Source organism: Rhodococcus sp. OK519, assembly GCF_003051005.1.
Lineage (GTDB): Bacteria > Actinomycetota > Actinomycetes > Mycobacteriales > Mycobacteriaceae > Prescottella.
The window spans coordinates 597,192-614,260 of the sequence record NZ_QAOW01000001.1; the positions used below are offsets into that span (position 1 = coordinate 597,192).

At 68.1% G+C, this 17,069-nt stretch carries 20 protein-coding genes; 8 read left to right on the plus strand and 12 right to left on the minus strand.

Annotated features, from left to right (window positions below; translation table 11 throughout):
* Nucleotides 1-34 precede the first annotated feature (34 nt).
* The 6 genes from C8K36_RS02845 to yhjD are packed head-to-tail and all read left to right on the plus strand — an operon-like array spanning nt 35 to nt 5,041.
* Nucleotides 35-1,234: an MFS transporter gene (locus C8K36_RS02845; RefSeq protein WP_107982908.1), complete on the plus strand. Its 1,200-nt coding sequence runs from the start codon at nt 35-37 to the stop codon at nt 1,232-1,234.
* Nucleotides 1,235-1,254: 20 nt separating this feature from the next.
* Nucleotides 1,255-2,058, plus strand: a complete 804-nt coding sequence (locus C8K36_RS02850; protein ID WP_181319338.1) for an exodeoxyribonuclease III — start codon at nt 1,255-1,257, stop codon at nt 2,056-2,058.
* Nucleotides 2,058-2,495, plus strand: coding sequence for a ribonuclease domain-containing protein (locus C8K36_RS02855; protein WP_107982910.1), 438 nt, complete (start codon nt 2,058-2,060; stop codon nt 2,493-2,495). Before C8K36_RS02850 ends, C8K36_RS02855 begins: the two co-directional genes overlap by 1 nt.
* The gene (locus C8K36_RS02860; protein WP_107982911.1) at nt 2,495-2,938 is read left to right on the plus strand and encodes a barstar family protein; all 444 of its coding nucleotides are present in this window, start codon (nt 2,495-2,497) and stop codon (nt 2,936-2,938) included. Before C8K36_RS02855 ends, C8K36_RS02860 begins: the two co-directional genes overlap by 1 nt.
* A gap of 14 nt (nt 2,939-2,952) precedes the next feature.
* Nucleotides 2,953-4,008, plus strand: coding sequence for a tryptophan--tRNA ligase (gene trpS / locus C8K36_RS02865; protein WP_107982912.1), 1,056 nt, complete (start codon nt 2,953-2,955; stop codon nt 4,006-4,008).
* A 7-nt stretch (nt 4,009-4,015) separates the two neighbouring features.
* Entirely contained in the window at nt 4,016-5,041 is a 1,026-nt protein-coding gene (yhjD, locus tag C8K36_RS02870; protein WP_107982913.1) for an inner membrane protein YhjD, read from the plus strand.
* A gap of 23 nt (nt 5,042-5,064) precedes the next feature.
* Here yhjD and C8K36_RS02875 read toward each other — a convergent pair whose 3' ends face one another.
* The 5 genes from C8K36_RS02875 to sdhC form a co-directional block, all read right to left on the minus strand.
* Nucleotides 5,065-6,402, minus strand: a complete 1,338-nt coding sequence (locus C8K36_RS02875; RefSeq protein ID WP_107982914.1) for a D-alanyl-D-alanine carboxypeptidase family protein — start codon at nt 6,400-6,402, stop codon at nt 5,065-5,067.
* A 115-nt stretch (nt 6,403-6,517) separates the two neighbouring features.
* A complete protein-coding gene (locus C8K36_RS02880) occupies nt 6,518-7,294 on the minus strand; it encodes a succinate dehydrogenase iron-sulfur subunit (RefSeq protein WP_107982915.1) in 777 nt (258 codons plus the stop codon).
* The gene (gene sdhA, locus C8K36_RS02885) at nt 7,294-9,045 is read right to left on the minus strand and encodes a succinate dehydrogenase flavoprotein subunit (RefSeq protein ID WP_107982916.1); all 1,752 of its coding nucleotides are present in this window, start codon (nt 9,043-9,045) and stop codon (nt 7,294-7,296) included. The genes C8K36_RS02880 and sdhA overlap by 1 nt, the downstream gene beginning before the upstream one ends.
* A gap of 15 nt (nt 9,046-9,060) precedes the next feature.
* Nucleotides 9,061-9,504 (minus strand): succinate dehydrogenase hydrophobic membrane anchor subunit, encoded by a 444-nt coding sequence (locus tag C8K36_RS02890; protein ID WP_107982917.1) that lies wholly within the window; start codon nt 9,502-9,504, stop codon nt 9,061-9,063.
* A 1-nt stretch (nt 9,505) separates the two neighbouring features.
* On the minus strand, nt 9,506-9,910 hold the full coding sequence (sdhC, locus tag C8K36_RS02895; RefSeq protein WP_107983715.1) for a succinate dehydrogenase, cytochrome b556 subunit: 405 nt from the start codon (nt 9,908-9,910) through the stop codon (nt 9,506-9,508).
* Between the two features lie 591 nt (nt 9,911-10,501).
* Here sdhC and C8K36_RS02900 point away from each other — a divergent pair.
* Entirely contained in the window at nt 10,502-11,590 is a 1,089-nt protein-coding gene (locus C8K36_RS02900) for an adenosine deaminase (protein WP_107982918.1), read from the plus strand.
* Between the two features lie 30 nt (nt 11,591-11,620).
* Here C8K36_RS02900 and C8K36_RS02905 read toward each other — a convergent pair whose 3' ends face one another.
* From C8K36_RS02905 to C8K36_RS02925, 5 genes are read right to left on the minus strand one after another with little or no spacing between them, the layout of a single operon-like run.
* Nucleotides 11,621-12,856: a primosomal protein gene (locus C8K36_RS02905; RefSeq protein ID WP_107982919.1), complete on the minus strand. Its 1,236-nt coding sequence runs from the start codon at nt 12,854-12,856 to the stop codon at nt 11,621-11,623.
* Nucleotides 12,857-12,903: 47 nt separating this feature from the next.
* Nucleotides 12,904-13,209, minus strand: a complete 306-nt coding sequence (locus C8K36_RS02910; RefSeq protein ID WP_107982920.1) for a YbaB/EbfC family nucleoid-associated protein — start codon at nt 13,207-13,209, stop codon at nt 12,904-12,906.
* Nucleotides 13,206-13,553 (minus strand): hypothetical protein, encoded by a 348-nt coding sequence (locus C8K36_RS02915; protein ID WP_107982921.1) that lies wholly within the window; start codon nt 13,551-13,553, stop codon nt 13,206-13,208. The genes C8K36_RS02910 and C8K36_RS02915 overlap by 4 nt, the downstream gene beginning before the upstream one ends.
* A 24-nt stretch (nt 13,554-13,577) precedes the next feature.
* Complete coding sequence (locus C8K36_RS02920; RefSeq protein WP_107982922.1) at nt 13,578-14,669, minus strand: C40 family peptidase; 1,092 nt, start codon at nt 14,667-14,669, stop codon at nt 13,578-13,580.
* Complete coding sequence (locus C8K36_RS02925; RefSeq protein ID WP_107982923.1) at nt 14,666-14,986, minus strand: type VII secretion target; 321 nt, start codon at nt 14,984-14,986, stop codon at nt 14,666-14,668. Before C8K36_RS02925 ends, C8K36_RS02920 begins: the two co-directional genes overlap by 4 nt.
* 111 nt (nt 14,987-15,097) lie before the next feature.
* Here C8K36_RS02925 and upp point away from each other — a divergent pair, with 111 nt between their 5' ends.
* On the plus strand, nt 15,098-15,721 hold the full coding sequence (gene upp, locus C8K36_RS02930; protein WP_107982924.1) for a uracil phosphoribosyltransferase: 624 nt from the start codon (nt 15,098-15,100) through the stop codon (nt 15,719-15,721).
* Here upp and C8K36_RS02935 read toward each other — a convergent pair.
* Together C8K36_RS02935 and C8K36_RS02940 are read right to left on the minus strand one after the other, a co-directional pair.
* Entirely contained in the window at nt 15,718-16,374 is a 657-nt protein-coding gene (locus C8K36_RS02935; protein WP_107982925.1) for a PepSY domain-containing protein, read from the minus strand. The genes upp and C8K36_RS02935 overlap by 4 nt on opposite strands.
* A gap of 58 nt (nt 16,375-16,432) precedes the next feature.
* On the minus strand, nt 16,433-17,068 hold the full coding sequence (locus C8K36_RS02940; RefSeq protein ID WP_107982926.1) for a PepSY domain-containing protein: 636 nt from the start codon (nt 17,066-17,068) through the stop codon (nt 16,433-16,435).
* Nucleotide 17,069: the final 1 nt, after the last annotated feature.

Sequence of the window (17,069 nt, forward strand, 5' to 3'; positions counted from 1 at the left end):
GTCAGCTGTTCCTCCGTTCGGAAGGTCTCGCTTCTTGACCATCTCGACGACCGCGCCTGCGCCCTCGAGCACAATCCAGTCGCCTGCCGGACGTCGTCGCGCGATGCTCGCGCTCGCGATGGGCGGGTTCGGCATCGGCACCACCGAATTCGTCGCGATGGGTCTGCTGCCGCAGATCGCCGGCGGCCTGGGGATCGCGGAGCCCACCGCCGGACATGTCATCACCGCGTACGCACTGGGCGTCGTCGTCGGTGCCCCGCTGATCGCGGCGCTCACGGCGCGGGCCCCGCGCAAGACGTTGCTCATCGCGCTGATGGTCGCGTTCACGGTGGGCAACGCCGCGACGATCGTCGCCCCGAGCTACAGCGGGCTGCTGGTCGCGCGGTTCGTTGCGGGACTGCCACACGGCGCGTACTTCGGTGTCGCGTCCCTGGTTGCGGCGCATCTCGCGGGACCCGGGCACCGCGCGAAGGCCGTCGCGATGGTCATGAGCGGCCTCGCCGTCGCCAACGTCGTCGGCGTGCCCGCGGCCACCTGGATCGGGCAGGGCCTCGGCTGGCGCAGCGCGTTCGCGGTGGTCGCCGTCATCGGCGCGGTCACTGTCGCGGCCATCGCCGCGTGGGTCCCGCCGCTGCACGACGTGCGCACCACCGACCCGAGAACCGAACTCGCCGCGCTCCGGCGTGGGCAGGTGTGGCTCACGCTCGTCGTCGCGACGGTCGGGTTCGGCGGCATGTTCGCCGTCTACACCTATGTGGGCTGGACCATGACCGACGTCGCCGGGCTCCCGGTGTCGCTGGTACCGCTCGCGCTCATGGTCTACGGACTCGGCATGGTCGCCGGCAACGTGTTCGGCGGGCGTCTCGCGGACCGGGCACTCACCGGGGGACTGTTCGCGATGCTCGGCGCCCTCGTCGTCCTTCTCGCGCTCTTCGCGGTGGCCGCGCGCAATCCGTACACCGCGATGATCGTGCTGTTCCTCGTCGCCGCGGCCGGGTCGGCGCTCGTGCCGGGCCTGCAGACGCGTCTGATGGACGTCGCCGCCGACGCGCAGACCCTCGCGGCCGCGCTCAACCACTCCGCGCTCAACATCGCCAATGCGTTCGGGGCGTGGATCGGTGGCGTCGTGATCGCCGCCGGTCTCGGCTACACGGCGCCCGCGCTCGTGGGGTCGGCGCTGGCCCTGTCCGGCATCGCGGTGCTCGCCGTCGCGGTGATGACGTCGCGTCGGTGACGTCCGATACGGTTCTTCGCGTGCCGCACATCATCACCACCGTCAACGTCAACGGCGTCCGCGCCGCCGCCCGCAAGGGTCTGCTCGACTGGCTCACCGGTTCGCAGGCCGACGTCGTGTGCCTGCAGGAGACACGGGCGTCGGACAAGCAACTACACGAGACGTTGGCGCCCGCCCTCGATGCGGGCTGGCACGTGGCCTCCGCGGAGCCGTCCGCGAAGGGTCGCAACGGCGTCGCGGTGCTGTCGCGGCGCCCGGCCGACGCCGTGCGCATCGGCTTCGGTGACGACGAGTTCGCCGACGCCGGACGCTACATCGAGGCCGACTTCGACGCACTCACCGTCGGCAGTCTGTACCTGCCCACCGGTGAGGCCGAGACCCCCAAGCAGGAGCAGAAGGAACGCTTCATGGCGTCGTTCGCGGCGCACCTGACGCGCAGCGGCGAGGCCGCGGCGTCCGCCGGACGCGAGGTACTGGTGTGCGGCGACTGGAACATCGCCCACACCGAGCGCGATATCAAGAACTGGAAGGGCAACGTCAAGAAGTCGGGCTTCCTGCCGGGCGAGCGCGCGTGGGTCGACGCCCTGCTCACCGACGGTGCCTGGGTCGACGTCGTCCGCACGCTCCACCCCGACGTCGACGGCCCGTACTCGTGGTGGTCGTACCGCGGCAAGGCGTTCGACACCGACGCCGGGTGGCGCATCGACTACCACCTGACCACGCCGGGTCTCGCGGAGCGCGTGAAGGAGGCCCGCGTCGAGCGGGCCGCCACCTACGCCGAGCGCTGGTCGGACCACGCGCCGGTGACGGTGCAGTTCCGCTGATGGCCGCACCCCGCAAGAGCCCGATCATCGCGCTGTTGGTGGCGCTGTCGGGACTCGCGGTGGCGGTGTTCGTCGGCACGCAGAACGGCAGCGACGTGACGACTCCGGCGGCTCCGTCGGTGTCGGCGTCGGTCAGCACCTCGGCCGTGGGTCAGTCCGCCGCGGTGCCTCGGATCGCCTGGGCCACGCTCACCGCCATCGACGCCGGCCGTTGGCCCCCGGACGACGCCCCCGGCACGCAGGGTGGACGCTCGTTCGGCAACCACGAGGGTCGACTACCGGCCACTGGCGGCGGTCAGAAGGTCCGCTACCAGGAGTGGGACGTCAACCGGAAGCAGAGCGGACGCGGTCGCGACGCCGAGCGGATCGTCACCGGCAGCGACGGATCCGCGTGGTACACCGACGACCACTACGAGACGTTCGTGAGGATGCGCTGATGGTGCCGACCCCTGCCTTTCCCCGTGGTCTGTCGCTCCTGGTCGCCGATCCACGCCGCACCGCCGGCATCGAGGACGACCTGCGCGGCATCCGTCCCGTGCGGCACGTGCGCGGACGTCGCATGCCGACCGTGCACGCGCTGTTCGACGAGTTCGCCGCGGCCCTGCAGTTTCCGTATTACTTCGGCCGCAACAAGGACGCGTTCGACGAGTGCTTCGGCGACATCGCCGACACCGTGGGCGACGGCGCGGTCGTCGTCGTGCTCGACGCCGACGCGCTGCTGAACGAACAGCGGGCGGAGCTGTCGTGGTTCGTCGCGGCCGTCGGACACACGGCCGCGTCAATTGTGTTGCAGGTGCGGCCCGGACAAGTCGATGCCGCCGTCGACCGCTTTGCGGCCGTCGGCGCGGACCTCCCTCGCATCGCCGATCCCGGCGCGTGAAAGTATCGAGAACCATGTCGAGCACTGCAGAAACCCCCGAGACGAACCCCGCAGCCCCGTCGCAGCCCAAGCCGCGCGTGCTGTCGGGTATCCAGCCCACCGCCGACTCGTTCCATCTCGGCAATTTCCTCGGTGCGCTGCAGCAGTGGGTGCCCTTGCAGGACGACTTCGACGCCTTCTACTTCATCCCCGACCTGCACGCCATCACGGTGCCGCAGGACCCCAAGGAACTGCGTCAACGCACTCTGGTCGCCGTCGCACAGTTGCTGGCCCTCGGCATCGATCCGGAGCGCGCGACGCTGTTCGTGCAGAGCCAGGTGCCCGAGCATGCGGAACTCGCGTGGGTTCTCAACTGCATCACCGGTTTCGGTGAGGCCAGCCGCATGACGCAGTTCAAGGACAAGTCCGCGCGCCAGGGCAGTGACCACGCCAGCGTGGGACTGTTCACCTACCCGGTGTTGATGGCGGCCGACATCCTGCTCTACCGCCCGCAGCGGGTGCCGGTGGGCGAGGACCAGCGCCAGCACCTCGAACTGGCCCGCGACCTCGCCGGACGGTTCAATACGCGCTTCGGCAAGACGTTCGTGATCCCTGAACCGCAGATCATCAAGGGCACCGCCAAGATTTACGACCTGCAGGATCCGACGTCGAAGATGAGCAAGTCCGGCCCCACCCCGGCCGGTCTGATCAATCTGCTCGACGACCCCAAGGTCTCTGCCAAGAAGATCAAGTCGGCAGTCACCGACAACGAGCGCGAGATCCGCTACGACCCCACGAACAAGCCGGGCGTCAGCAACCTGCTCACGATCCAGTCGGCGCTGTCCGGCAAGGACATCGACGATCTCGTCGCCGGCTACGAGGGCAAGGGCTACGGCGACCTCAAGGCGGACACCGCCGAGGTGCTCGGCGAGTTCGTCACCCCGCTGCGCGCGAAGGTGGACGGCTACCTCGCCGACCGTGCCGAGCTGGACCGGATCCTCGCGTCGGGCGCCGATCGGGCCCGCGAGGTCGCTGCCCGGACACTCGGCCAGGTCTATGAGAAGGTGGGATTCCTGACAACCAGGAGGTAGTCCGTACATGGCCGACGGTGCGCCAAGCTTTCTCGACAAGCAGCGAGCGGCGCGTCCGTGGCTGGATCACCTCTTCCGGGCGGGCGGGCGCTACCAACAGCAGAAGGGCGACTACTACGCCGCCGGGATCACCTACTTCACGATCCTCGCGATCGTGCCGATCCTGATGGTCGCGTTCGCCGTCGCGGGTTTTGCGCTCGCCGGAAATCCCGAGTGGGTCACCGAGATCCAGGACCAGGTCAGCAAGAACATGCCGAGTGGGCTCGGTGAGACGGTCAACAACCTCATCGATTCGGCAATCTCGGCGCGCACCAGCGTCGGAGTTCTCGGCCTCCTCGGTGCCGCGTATGCTGGCATCGGCTGGATCACCAACCTGCGGGACGCGTTGACGGCGATGTGGGAACACACCCACGAGGCCGGGAATTTCATCGTCACCAAGCTCAAGGATTTCGGGGCGCTCCTCGGCCTGGGTGTGGCGATGGTCGTGACGTTCGGGCTGTCGGCACTGAGCAACGGCCCGGTCGCTCGACAGGTCGTCGAATGGCTCGGTGCGGAGCACGTGACCGGCGTGGGCGTGGTGCTGAGAATCGCGTCGTTGGTGATCAGCCTGCTCGCGACGTGGGCACTGCTGTCCTGGGTGATCGCGCGGATGCCTCGCGAACCGGTGACGTTGCGCAGTGCCGGGCGCGCGGCGTTCGCCGCTGCGATCGTCTTCGAGATCTTCCGCCAGGTGGGCGCGATCTACCTCGAGGCCGTGAGCCAGGGGCCGGCGGGCGCGGCCTTCGGGCCGATCATCGGTCTGCTCGTGTTCGCCAACCTGACCGCGCGGCTCATCCTGTTCGCCACCGCCTGGGCGGCCACAGCGCGCGAGAATCTCGCGAGCGCCTTCGTGCCGCCACCGGACGCCGCGGTCATCCGGCCTCGGGTGCAGGTTCGTGACGGCGTCTCCGCGAAGGAGGCGCTGGCGCTCACGGGTGCGGGGGCCCTCGCCGCGATCGGGCTGGCCGGGCTGTGGCGTCGTAAGGGCGACTGACTGCGCTCGCCGACAGTCCGAGCTCAGCGACGTCGACGGCGGATGAGGACTCCCGCCCAGCCCAGCAGACCCACGACGACACCCGATCCGACGATGCCCACCGCGACGCGTCCGGCAATCTCCGTGTTGGGCAGGTCGGAACCGGACGCCAGATCCATCCCGCCGGGGCCGTGGGTGTCCGGCCCCGCTACCTGCACGACGGGCTCGTCCGATTCGGATCCCGGGTCGACGAGCACGCCCACGGACGTGGCGGGATCGAGCGCCCAGCCGTAGTCGAGTAGACGCGCAACCTGCTCCCACGGCCGGATCGGCAGGACGTCCGCCGCCGTCAACGTGACCGCGAGGCGTCGGCCGTCCCGTTCGGCACCGCCGACGAATGTCTGGCGGGCGTCGTCGGTGTACCCGGTCTTGCCGCCCAACGCGTCCGGATAGTTCGCGAGCAACTGGTTGTCGTTGTAGATCGGGTACGGCTCGACCGGCTTGTCGTCGGGCTTCGTCGGGTCGGCAGGATGTCCGGGGTACATCACCGTGTCCGTGGTGATCAACTGTGCGAACGTCGGATTCTGCATGGCGGCCCGGAAGAACAGCGCGAGGTCGTAAGGCGACGTCGACATGCCCGGGCCGTCGAGACCGGAGACCGACGCCGTCCGAGTGTCCAATGCGCCCAGGGACGCGGCTTTCGCGTTCATCTTGTCCACCGTGGCCTGCTCGCCGCCGAGTTGCTGTGCGAGGGCCTGAGCGGTGTCGTTGCCCGAGCGCATGACCAGGCCCTGCATCAGTTGGAGGTTGGTATACGTGCCGCCGGCGCCGAGGCCCACCGAACTACCTTCCATGGAAGCTGCCTCGGCGTCCGCGACGATCGTCGTGTTCAGGTCGAGTTCGTCGAGCGCGACGAGTGAGAGCAGCACCTTGATGGTGCTGGCCGGCCGGTAGCGGCCGTGCGGGTCCTTCGCGGCGAGGACGTGCCCGGTGTCGAGATCGGCCAGGACCCACCCGGTCGCCGAGATCTCGGCGGGCAGGGGCGGGGTGCCGGGAGCGGTGACGATGCCGCAGTTGCCGAGGGCCTCGCCGCCGACCGGTTCGTCCGGCACCGGTACGGGGGCCGGCGCCGTCTCACCAGGGCGGGGCACCTCCGACAGATCGATCGCGGGCGGTGGCGACACGCGGTGCGGGCAACTGTCCGTGTTGGGGGTGCTGAACGGGGGAGTGGTCGTGGGTGTGACGCCCAGATCCGCTGCCAGCGGTGGCTGCGCGGCAACGGGTAGCGCAGCCGCGGGAGCGACCCCCGCACCGAACGCGAGTGCGGAGGCTGTGGCGGTCAGGAGGATTCGCCGCCGTGCGGACTTCGGGTGAGCAGCCATAACGACATTCCAGGGTAGGCCCTGAAACGCATTTTGCGCACTTGCCGCTGTCCCGAACGGGTCGGGAACAGCGACAAGTGCGCAAAACGGGGTCGTGCGTCAGCCTACGAAGGCATCACTTGCGGGCGAACAGCAGCGCGCGCTTGACTTCCTGGATCGCCTTCGTCACCTGGATGCCACGGGGGCACGCGTCGGTGCAGTTGAAGGTCGTGCGGCAGCGCCACACGCCGTCCTTGTCGTTCAGGATGTCGAGACGCTCGGAAGCGGCCTCGTCACGGCTGTCGAAGATGAAGCGGTGTGCGTTCACGATCGCGGCCGGGCCGAAGTAGCTGCCGTCGCTCCAGTACACGGGGCACGACGTGGTGCAGCACGCGCACAGGATGCACTTGGTGGTGTCGTCGAACCGGGCGCGGTCAGCCTGCGACTGGATCCGCTCGCGGGTCGGCTCGTTGCCCGTGGTGATGAGGAACGGCTTCACGGCGCGGAACGCGTCGAAGAAGGGCTCCATGTTGACCAGCAGATCCTTCTCGACCGGCAAACCCTTGATGGGCTCGATGGTGATCGTGATCGGGCGGCCGTCCTTGGGCAGCATGTCGCGCATCAGGACCTTGCAGGCCAGACGGTTGACGCCGTTGATCCGCATCGCGTCCGAACCACACACGCCGTGCGCGCAGGACCGACGGAACGTCAGCGTGCCGTCCAGGTAGCCCTTCACGTACAGCATCAGGTTCAGCAGACGGTCGGTCGGCAGGGTGGGAACCTGGAAGCTCTCCCAGCGCTGGCCCTCGCCGTCCTCCGGGTTGAACCGGGCGATCTTGAGGGTGACCATGACCGCGCCCTCAGGAACGGGCGGCAGCGCGGGTGCTTCCTTGTCCATGACAGGTGCGGACATCAGTACTTACGCTCCATCGGCTCGTAGCGGGTCTGGACAACCGGCTTGTAGTCCAGACGGATCGGCGAGATGAGGTCCGATCCCTCCTTGTACGCCATCGTGTGCTGCATGTACTCGGCATCGTTGCGATCCGGGTAGTCCTCGCGGGCGTGGCCGCCGCGCGATTCCTTGCGGTTGAGCGCACCGACGACCGTGACCTCGGCCATCTCGAGCAGGAAGCCCAGCTCGACGGCCTCGAGCAGGTCGCTGTTGTAGCGCTTGCCCTTGTCCTGGACCGTGATGTGGTTGTAGCGCTCCTTGAGCGCGAGGATGTCCTTCAGCGCCTGGGACAGGGTCGCCTCGGTGCGGAACACCGACGCGTTGTTGTCCATCGACTGCTGCAGCTCGGTGCGGATATCCGCGACGCGCTCGTGGCCGTGGTCGGACAGGATGACCTCGAGCCACTTCTCGACCTTCTCGGCCGGGTTCTCGGGCAGCTCGACGAAGTCGGACTTCTCGGCGTGCTCCGCGGCGGCGATGCCGGCGCGACGACCGAAGACATTGATGTCGAGCAGCGAGTTGGTGCCGAGGCGGTTGGCGCCGTGCACCGAGACGCACGCGCACTCGCCGGCGGCGTACAGGCCGGGGACGTGGTCCTCGTTGTTGCGCAGCACCTCACCGTTGATCTTGGTGGGAATGCCGCCCATCACGTAGTGGCACGTCGGGTACACCGGAACGAGCTCGGTGACCGGGTCGACGCCCAGGTAGGTGCGCGCGAACTCGGTGATGTCGGGGAGCTTCTCCTCGAGCACGTCCTCGCCGAGGTGCGTGACGTCGATGTAGACGTAGTCCTTGTTCGGACCTGCACCGCGACCTTCGAGCACCTCGAGCACCATCGAGCGGGCGACGATGTCACGCGGCGCGAGGTCCTTGATGGTGGGGGCGTAGCGCTCCATGAAGCGTTCGCCGTCGGCGTTGCGGAGGATGCCGCCCTCGCCTCGCACAGCCTCGGAGATGAGGATGCCGAGCCCGGCGAGACCTGTCGGATGGAACTGGTGGAATTCCATGTCCTCGAGCGGCAGGCCCTTGCGGAAGATGATGCCCATGCCGTCACCGGTGAGGGTGTGCGCGTTGGACGTCGTCTTGTACATCCGGCCCGAGCCGCCCGTGGCGAAGACGATCGACTTCGCGTGGAAGACGTGGATCTCGCCGGTCGACAGCTCGTAGGCGATGACACCGGTGGCGACGGGGCCCTCGGGGGTCTCGGTCAGCGCGATGTCGAGCGCGTAGAACTCGTTGAAGAACTCGACGTCGTGCTTGACGCAGTTCTGGTAGAGCGTCTGCAGAATCATGTGGCCGGTGCGGTCGGCGGCGTAGCACGCGCGGCGGACCGGGGCCTTACCGTGATCGCGAGTGTGACCACCGAAACGGCGCTGGTCGATCTTGCCCTCGGGGGTGCGGTTGAAGGGGAGACCCATCTTCTCCAGGTCCAGCACCGCATCGATGGCTTCCTTGGCCATGATCTCGACCGCGTCCTGGTCGGCGAGGTAGTCGCCGCCCTTGACGGTGTCGAAGGTGTGCCACTCCCAGTTGTCTTCCTCGACGTTGGCCAGCGCGGCGCACATGCCGCCCTGAGCAGCGCCGGTGTGGCTGCGAGTGGGGTACAGCTTGGTCAGGACCGCGGTGCGGGCGCGGGGGCCGGACTCGATGGCTGCGCGCATGCCAGCGCCACCGGCGCCGACGATGACGACGTCATAACGATGTTCCTGCATGAAGTCTCTGCTCCCCTAGCTCGCCGAGATGTTGGGGTCGAAGGTGAAGATGACGTAGGTACCCAGGCCCATGATCAGGATCATCGACACGACCAGGATCGTGTTGAGCCAGAACCGGGTGGAGTCCTTACGCGAGTAGTCCGCGATGACCGTGCGCAGGCCGTTACCGCCGTGCAGCTGGGCGAGCCAGAGCATGGTGAGGTCCCACATCTGCCAGAACGGGCTGGACCAGCGACCCGCGACGAACGCGAAGTTGATGCGGTGCACGCCGTCGTCGAGCATCAGCATGATGAACAGGTGACCCAGGACCAGGACGATGAGCGCCAGGCCCGAGAAACGCATGAACAGCCACGCGTAGAGCTCGAAGTTGTTCTTCGCCGCCTTGCGCGGCGAGCGGGGGTTGTCCAGGCTGGCGGGGCGATCGAACGCCTTGCCGAGCGACTTGGCTTCTGTCGTCATGTCAGTGCCCCGCAAACATGTTGTAGAAGATGCGACCGGCGCCCGGGATCATGACCACGAACCAGATCGCAATGATCACCCAGAGCATGACGCGCTGGTACTGCGGGCCCTTCGACCAGAAGTCCACGAGCATGACGCGCACGCCGTTGAGTGCGTGGTACAGCACCATGGCGACGAGTGCGAGCTCCATGAGGCCGACAAGGGGGTTCTTGTAGGTCTCGATGACTCGGTCGTACGTGTCCGGGTTGACGCGCACGAGCGCGGTGTCCAGGACGTGGACGAAAAGGAAGAAGAATGTCGCTACGCCCGTGATCCGGTGCAGAACCCAGGACCACATGCCGGGGTCGCCCCGGTAAAGCGACCGGGTGCGCTCCTTCGCGGGAGCGGCTTCTGTCGTGCTGCTCATCGAGTGCTGTGCCTCCAACGTCTTTGGTGGGCGCGTCGAGCCTGCACAACTTTTCGGGTATCCCGCAGCTCGGGCTCGACGAGAACCTAAACCGACTTCTGTGAACTCTAAACCCAACGGAAACCGGGAACTAATTCCCTTCGCGGTTCGTACGGCATCGAAAATGGTTGTTAGGTTTGCCTTCCCATATCGGTTCCGGCGACGTCAGGCGATTATCTGCATGCATTCAGTAACCGGGTCCGGGTGGGGATCAAGGGCCCTGGATTGTCGGAAGTTGTTGCGCGACAATGCTGATGGGTCGGAGTGGGGCCGTGAAGTCGTCGGTCGGGGGGCCGGTGTCCAGTGGACGCGCCGCTGGTCGGGAGGCCTTCTTCCTACAGATGCAATGTGGAAAATGTCTCACACGGTCTGTGATGCGGCTTCGGATGTCTACTCACCGGTAACATCATTTGGCGTGGTTACGGCCGTCATCTCCTGTGGCAGGAGTGGTCGGGAACCGTGCGCCGGCGCTCGTCGGCCCGACATTCCGCGTTCCGCCACCGGGCATGTCGATGTCACCCGATCGACAGGCGTCGCGGCTACCGTCTAGCCATGACAGCGCCGTTGGATCTGGACTATCTCCGCCGCGCGCCGAAGGCGCTGCTGCACGATCATCTCGATGGCGGTCTGCGGCCCGCCACCGTCGCGGAACTGGCCGAAGAATGTGGCTACACCGAATTGCCGGCCGACACACCCGACGAACTCGCCGCCTGGTTCCGGGAAGCCGCCGACAGCGGCTCGCTGGAGCGCTATCTCGAAACCTTCGCGCACACGGTCGCGGTGATGCAGACACCGTCCGGTCTGCGTCGAGTGGCACGTGAGTGCGCCGAGGATCTGGCCGCCGACGGCGTCGTCTATGCCGAGGTGCGTTTCGCGCCCGAGCAGCACCTCGAGGGCGGGCTGAGCCTCGACGAGGTCGTCGAGCACGTCCTCGAAGGATTCCGTGAGGGTGAGCAGACTGCCCGCGCGGCCGGGCACGACATCCGGATCGGCTGTCTGCTCACTGCGATGCGGCACGCGGCCCGCTCGCGGGAGATCGCCGAACTGACGGTCCGGTTCCGTGACCGTGGCGTCGTCGGATTCGACATCGCCGGCGCGGAGGCGGGATACCCGCCGAGCCGGCACCTCGACGCATTCGAGTACATGCGCACGTGCAACGCACACTTCACGATCCACGCGGGCGAGGCGTTCGGGCTGCCGTCGATCCACGAGGCCATCGCATTCTGCGGAACCGACCGGTTGGGGCACGGGGTCCGCATCACCGACGACATCACCGTCGGCCCCGACGGCGAGGTCACACTCGGCCAGCTCGCGAACTATGTGCGCGACAAGCGGATTCCACTCGAGTTGTGCCCCAGTTCGAATGTGCAGACCGGGGCGGTCGCAAATCTCGAGGAGCACCCGTTCGACCTGCTGGCGAGGTTGCGGTTCCGGGTCACGGTCAACACCGACAACCGTCTGATGAGCGGCACCACGATGAGTCGCGAGATGCTCGCGCTCGTGAACACGTTCGGATACGGCTGGAGCGATCTGGAACGGTTCACGATCAACGCGATGAAATCTGCGTTCATCCCGTTCGATCAGCGACTGGCGCTGATCGACGACGTCATCAAGCCCGGTTATGCAGTGCTGATCGGCTGAGAGTTGACCGGCTGAGCCCCCGGTGGGGGGCTACTCGGGACGCAGGCGCGTCTCGAACTCGTTCTCGAGCGCGCGCCACGACTCCGCCTCGGCCTGGAACGGCGGGCTCGGCATCATGCGTCCGGGGTCGGGTTCGAGGATGTACGAGACGTACCAGCCCAGCGGCGTCGACGCGGCCAGCGCGGCATCGGTGGCGTCGTCCTTGGCGAAGTCCGCGGCGTCGGTGAACAACTCGACGGCCAACTCGAGCTGGTCGGCGTCGACGGCGTCAGGTCCGTCCGCGAGATCGTCGGCCAGTCCGGGAAGGACATAGACGTTCTGGTCGGTTACCTGGATGTCGAGCGAGCCGTCGACCGCCGCGTTCTGGACCTGGTCGTACGTGCTGACCTGTGCCAGGGCGTGATCGTGGTTGTCGGCGAGGTAGCGGGCCATCGCCCGCTCGGATGCGAACACCGAGATCTTGCCGCCGCGGCCGAGGAACACGGCCCGGTCGTCGAGGTAGCAGCGCAGCGAGTAGTAGGTGGTCTCGGAGGTGATGATCTGGATCGGGTCGATACCGACCTCGGTCCAGAAGGTCTCCTCTTCCTCTGTCTCGGCGGCCTCGGTGTCGTATTCGTCGAGGTCCTCGTCCGCCTCGGCGTCGTCGTCCGCGTCGACGACGTTCTCCTCTGCCGCGAGCACCTCGGCCTCGGCGACCGACAGGGACTCCGCGTCGACAGCGGGGGTGGAGACGATCGCGTCGACGGAGTCGATCACCGCGTCCCAATCCTTGGCGACCGCGGTCCCGATGCGGTCCCACAGCTCCTCGCCCTCACGGCCGACGAACACGTCCGTCCCACCGCGCAGGTAGTTCAACTCGGGGTGGTTCTCGAAGAACTTCACGACGGGCTGGAGGTCGCAGACCTCGCCGAGGTTGCGCACCATGTCGAGGGTGTTGTGGAGCTCGGCAACGACGAGGGCCTCCGGATCGCCGGCCGCCAGTTCTGGGACACCGACGAGGTCGAACGCGTGCGCGTCGTCCGGCTCGAGTTCCGGCGCCGCGAGCCGGGAGACGGTCGCCCACGCCGGGTGATCGACGAGGTCGTTGTTGCCGTTCGTCCGGATGAACGCCGCGAGTTCGGCGACCGTCGGGAAGCCGAAGAGATCCTCCTCGTGACCGAGGAAGGCCTCCCACTCGTCGTCGCCCTCACGCCAGCTCGGGGCCCAGAGTGTGACGAGGTCGCCTCGGGTGAGCCCGAGTTCGATCGGGACGATGTCTCCAGCCATGGCCGGAAGCCTAGCCAGCCGAGGCGCAAAGATATAGCTGGACGCCGTCACCGCGTCGCGAGCGTGTCGAAGAGGCCGGACGTGATCCGGTTTCGCTCCTCGGCCGCTGCGGCTGCAGCGAGGTGCGCAGTGCGGGTGATCGTTCGCGCCAGGGCTGCCGAGTCGACGCCGAGCAGGGAGTCGCTGAGCCACAGCCCGGTCGGGCTGCCGTTGCCGTCGACCTCGACCCTCACGTGCCCGTCGTCGCTCACGACTTCCGCCCGAAGGGACTCCAGCGCCGACAGGGCGCCGTCGAGAACATCCAGTCGTGCTGTCGCCTGGTCCACCAGTGCGTCCATTTCTCGCCCGCTCATGCCGGTCGCATCCAAGTGGTCGGGGCCGGCTGACTCTCGTCCTCGGTGTGCTCCATCGCGGCGACCTGTGCCCGGGTGGGCAGGCCGAGCCGATCGAGCACCCCGGCGGGGACGCCGTCGCGAGCGAGCTGCTCGCGACGCCGGGTCCCGGCCTCGCGGCCCGCCTCGCCGCACAGACGCAGGATTTCCGCCGCGAGACGTTCACCGCCGTAGCGCAGTTCGCGGCGGTCGATCCGGATGTCGAGCGGCAGCCCGGTCTCGGTCGCGCTGACCGCAACGGTGTGTGCGCGGTTGACGGCGGTCGCCGAGCAGGACGCGGGCGGTGGGAAGGGTTCGGTGGTCATGTCTCTCCGATGATTCGACGACGACTATTCGGTGGGGCGGAAGAAGCCGTGGAAGCCCATGCCGCTGTTGGCGGTTCGGATCGCGCTGACCGAGACGGGGTCGCCCGCCTCGACCATCTGCCCGTTGCCGATCACCATCGCGACGTGGCCGTCCCACACCGCGAGGTCGCCCGGCATGAGGTTGTCCTGGTCGACGGGGATGCCCACGCTCTGTTCCTGCGCCAGGCGGGGCAACTCGACTCCGGCCTCGCCGTACGCCCACTGGGTCAGACCGCTGCAGTCCAGGCCCTGCCCGGGCGTCGTGCCGCCCCACTGGTAGGGCACGCCCTGCTGGGTGAGGGCGTTGCGCACGGCGCCGGCGGCTTCCTCGTTGGGGGCGACCGTGGTGCTGCCGTCGGGCAGCACGATCTCGACGCCGCTGCCGCCGAACCGGGGATCGTACGAACTCGAGCCGCCGGCACTTCCGGTCTCGGTGGAGGTCACGGCCGAGCCGGAACCGTATGAGGCGGACTCGTCGCCGATCGACGACTCGAACGATCCGAACGACGACCCCGCGGGGGATCCCGTGAACGCCGACAGCACTCGACCCGCGACGTCGACCTGCGATGCGGCGGGCGCCGGGTCGGGCGCCGTGAGTGCCACGATCTTCGCGGTATGTACGGCCAGTTCTCCGCGGACCCGCTCGACGACGGCCAGCGCACGACCCAGGTGTTCGATCGCGGCCCCGATCAGCATCATCTGCCCCGCAGGTGTCGCCAGCGCGGGCAGCGCGGATGACGCGAGCGAGAGAAAGGACTGCAGGATCGCCGCGAGTTCGGCGTTGCCGGCCCGCACGCATTCGGACGCAGCCTCGACCACTCCGGCGATCTCCCGGCCGCGATCGGACAGGTGCACCGACGCGGACTGGGTCGCCTCGGCCTTGCTCACCGCGGCGTCGGCCGCGGCGCCGGTCCAGACGCCGCCGAGTTCGCTGATTCCGATCCGGCCGAGCGCGTGGACGGCGTCGATGGCATCGGACGCCGCCCTCAGGGAGGCCGCGGGAGACCCGCCCGGCAGGGCTCCCGAGCCGAACGCGGCGAGGAGGTCGACGACGGGCCGCGCGAGCACATCGATCACGACAGCCCACTGACGGCGGCGGTGAGCGTGTCCGCGTTGCCGGCATCGGTCGTGTCGTATGCCGCGGCGGTGTTCGCGGCGGCCTCACTCATCCCCGACCAGGCGGAGGCGAGGTGCCCCAATTCGGTGACGTGCGCCGACTGCGCCGTCGCGAACGCGGCCACGAATGTGCCCCCGATCAGCCCGAACGCTGGTCCGAGCAGTACCGGGCCGGCGGCCGCGGCGCCTGCTCCCGCGGTCTCGACCCGCGCGGCCAGAGTGGCCGCTGTGGCGCCGAACGCCGCGATACCTGCAGTGTGTGCCGAGAACTCACCCATACGGTTTCCCCCCGTCGAAAAGAATTCCGTCGAAGGGTTGGACGCGGGGAGGAGCCGTTCGGTTCCCTGCGAGTTCAGGGAGGCGCGAGCGGCGCACTATCCTGTGAAATCATGGAAACGCGCGTGGTCGACCATCCTCTTGCAGCTGCCCTCCTGACGACGATGAGAGACGAACGCAGCGACAGCCCGACGTTCCGCTCCGCCCTGCGTGAGCTGACCCAGATGTTGATCTACGAGGCCATCCGCGATGCCCCGGTCGAGGCGTTCGATGTGAAGACGCCGGTCGCGGTGACGACGGGTTACCGCCTGGCGCATCCGCCGCTGTTGGTGCCGGTCCTGCGTGCGGGTCTCGGCATGGTCGATCAGGCCAGCCTGTCCATCCCGCAGTCCAGGGTCGGGTTCGTCGGCATGGCCCGCGACGAGGAAACACACCAGCCGGTGCCGTACCTCGAGTCGCTGCCCGCCGACCTGTCGGGCATCCCGGTCTATGTGCTCGATCCGATGCTCGCCACCGGTGGCTCGATGGTCCACACGATCGAGCTGCTCGTCGCGCGTGGCGCCGCGGACATCACTGCGGTGTGCGTGGTCGCGGCGCCGGAGGGCGTGGACGCCCTCGCGAACTCGGGTCACCCTGTGCGCCTGGTCACCGCGACCGTCGACGAGGGCCTCGACGAGAACGCCTTCATCGTGCCGGGCCTCGGCGACGCCGGCGACCGCCAGTTCGGTCCGCGCTAGCGCGTCGTGTTCTGCAGGACGCGGCCGGTGACCGCGTCGACGTCCACCGCGCGCTGCGCGCCGGAGGCGTCGATCACGTCGGCCTCCCACACGTAGGTGCCGCCCTTCTCCACGACGAACCGCAGGTCGGTGATGCGGCCGCCCGGGACCTCGGTGAGCACGACGCCGGTGGCGGCGGTGTAATCGAGCTTCGCTTCCTCGGCACCCGGGTTCGGTTCTCCGGTTGCCGAGGGGCCCGCGATCACACGGTCACCGTCGGGGGAAACACCGACCTGGATTGCGACGCCGTCGGAATTGACGAGGTCGACCACCCAACTGCCGTCACTGTTCTCCTCGATGGAGACCAGCGAGCTGCCGGGGACCGCCGCAATCGCGGTCCGGCCGGCGTGCTCGAAGATCTTCGCGCTCCAACCGGGCGCCAGGGAGGGTGCCGACTGCGCGGATGACGCCGCCGGTGCGGACGATGCGTCGGCGTTCGCGGAAGCCGCTGCCGCAGAAGCTTTCGCGGAGGTGCTCGTCGCCGTAGCGCTGGTGGACGTGGTCGTCGTGCTGCTTGCGTCGTCGCTGCTGCAGCCTGCCAGGGCCACCACTGCGACGCCGATCACGGCCGCCGCCCCCACCTTCGTCGCCACACTGTCGCGGAAAACGCTCATATCGCCGAAACCCCTCAAATCGCCAGACTGATGTCAGACGTTTGTACCAGAGTTCGACTCAGCGTCCGCTCGTGTTCGCCAGGACCTGTCCGGTGGCAGCGTCGATGGTGACTTCGTGCTTCGTGCCGGCGCCGTCGATCACGTCGGCCTCCCAGACGGTGGTGCCGTTGTCGTTGTCGAGGTTGAGTTCGGTGATGGATCCGCCCTGGACCGCGGTGAGGACGGCGGCCGCGGCAGCGGTGTAGTCGAGGGTCGCGGCCTGTACGCGGTCGCGGTGTTTCGCCCGATCGCTCTCGTCCTCGTTGTCGATCCGCGGTGCCCCGATGACGGTGGCGCCGTCGGCGGAGACGTCGACGTGGTGCTCGACGCCGTCGGACGTGACGACCTGTGCCTCCCACGTCTGATCGTGCTCGGATTCGATCGATATGAGGACGCTGCCCGGCACCGCCGCGACTGCGGTGGCTCCCGCTCGCTCGAGCGCCTGCGTGCTCGGGGCAGCGCTGCCCGAGCCACTGCTGTTCGGCACACTGCTGTTCGGCACACTGCTGCCGGCAACGCTGGTGGTCGTGTTCGTGGTGGTGTCGTGTGAACTGTCGTCGTCGTTGCCGCAGCCGGCGAGCGCGACGAGTGCGGCGCCCGCGAGTGCGAACGCTGTCGTCCTGGTTCTCGATGCGGAACCGTTCCGGATAGCCATC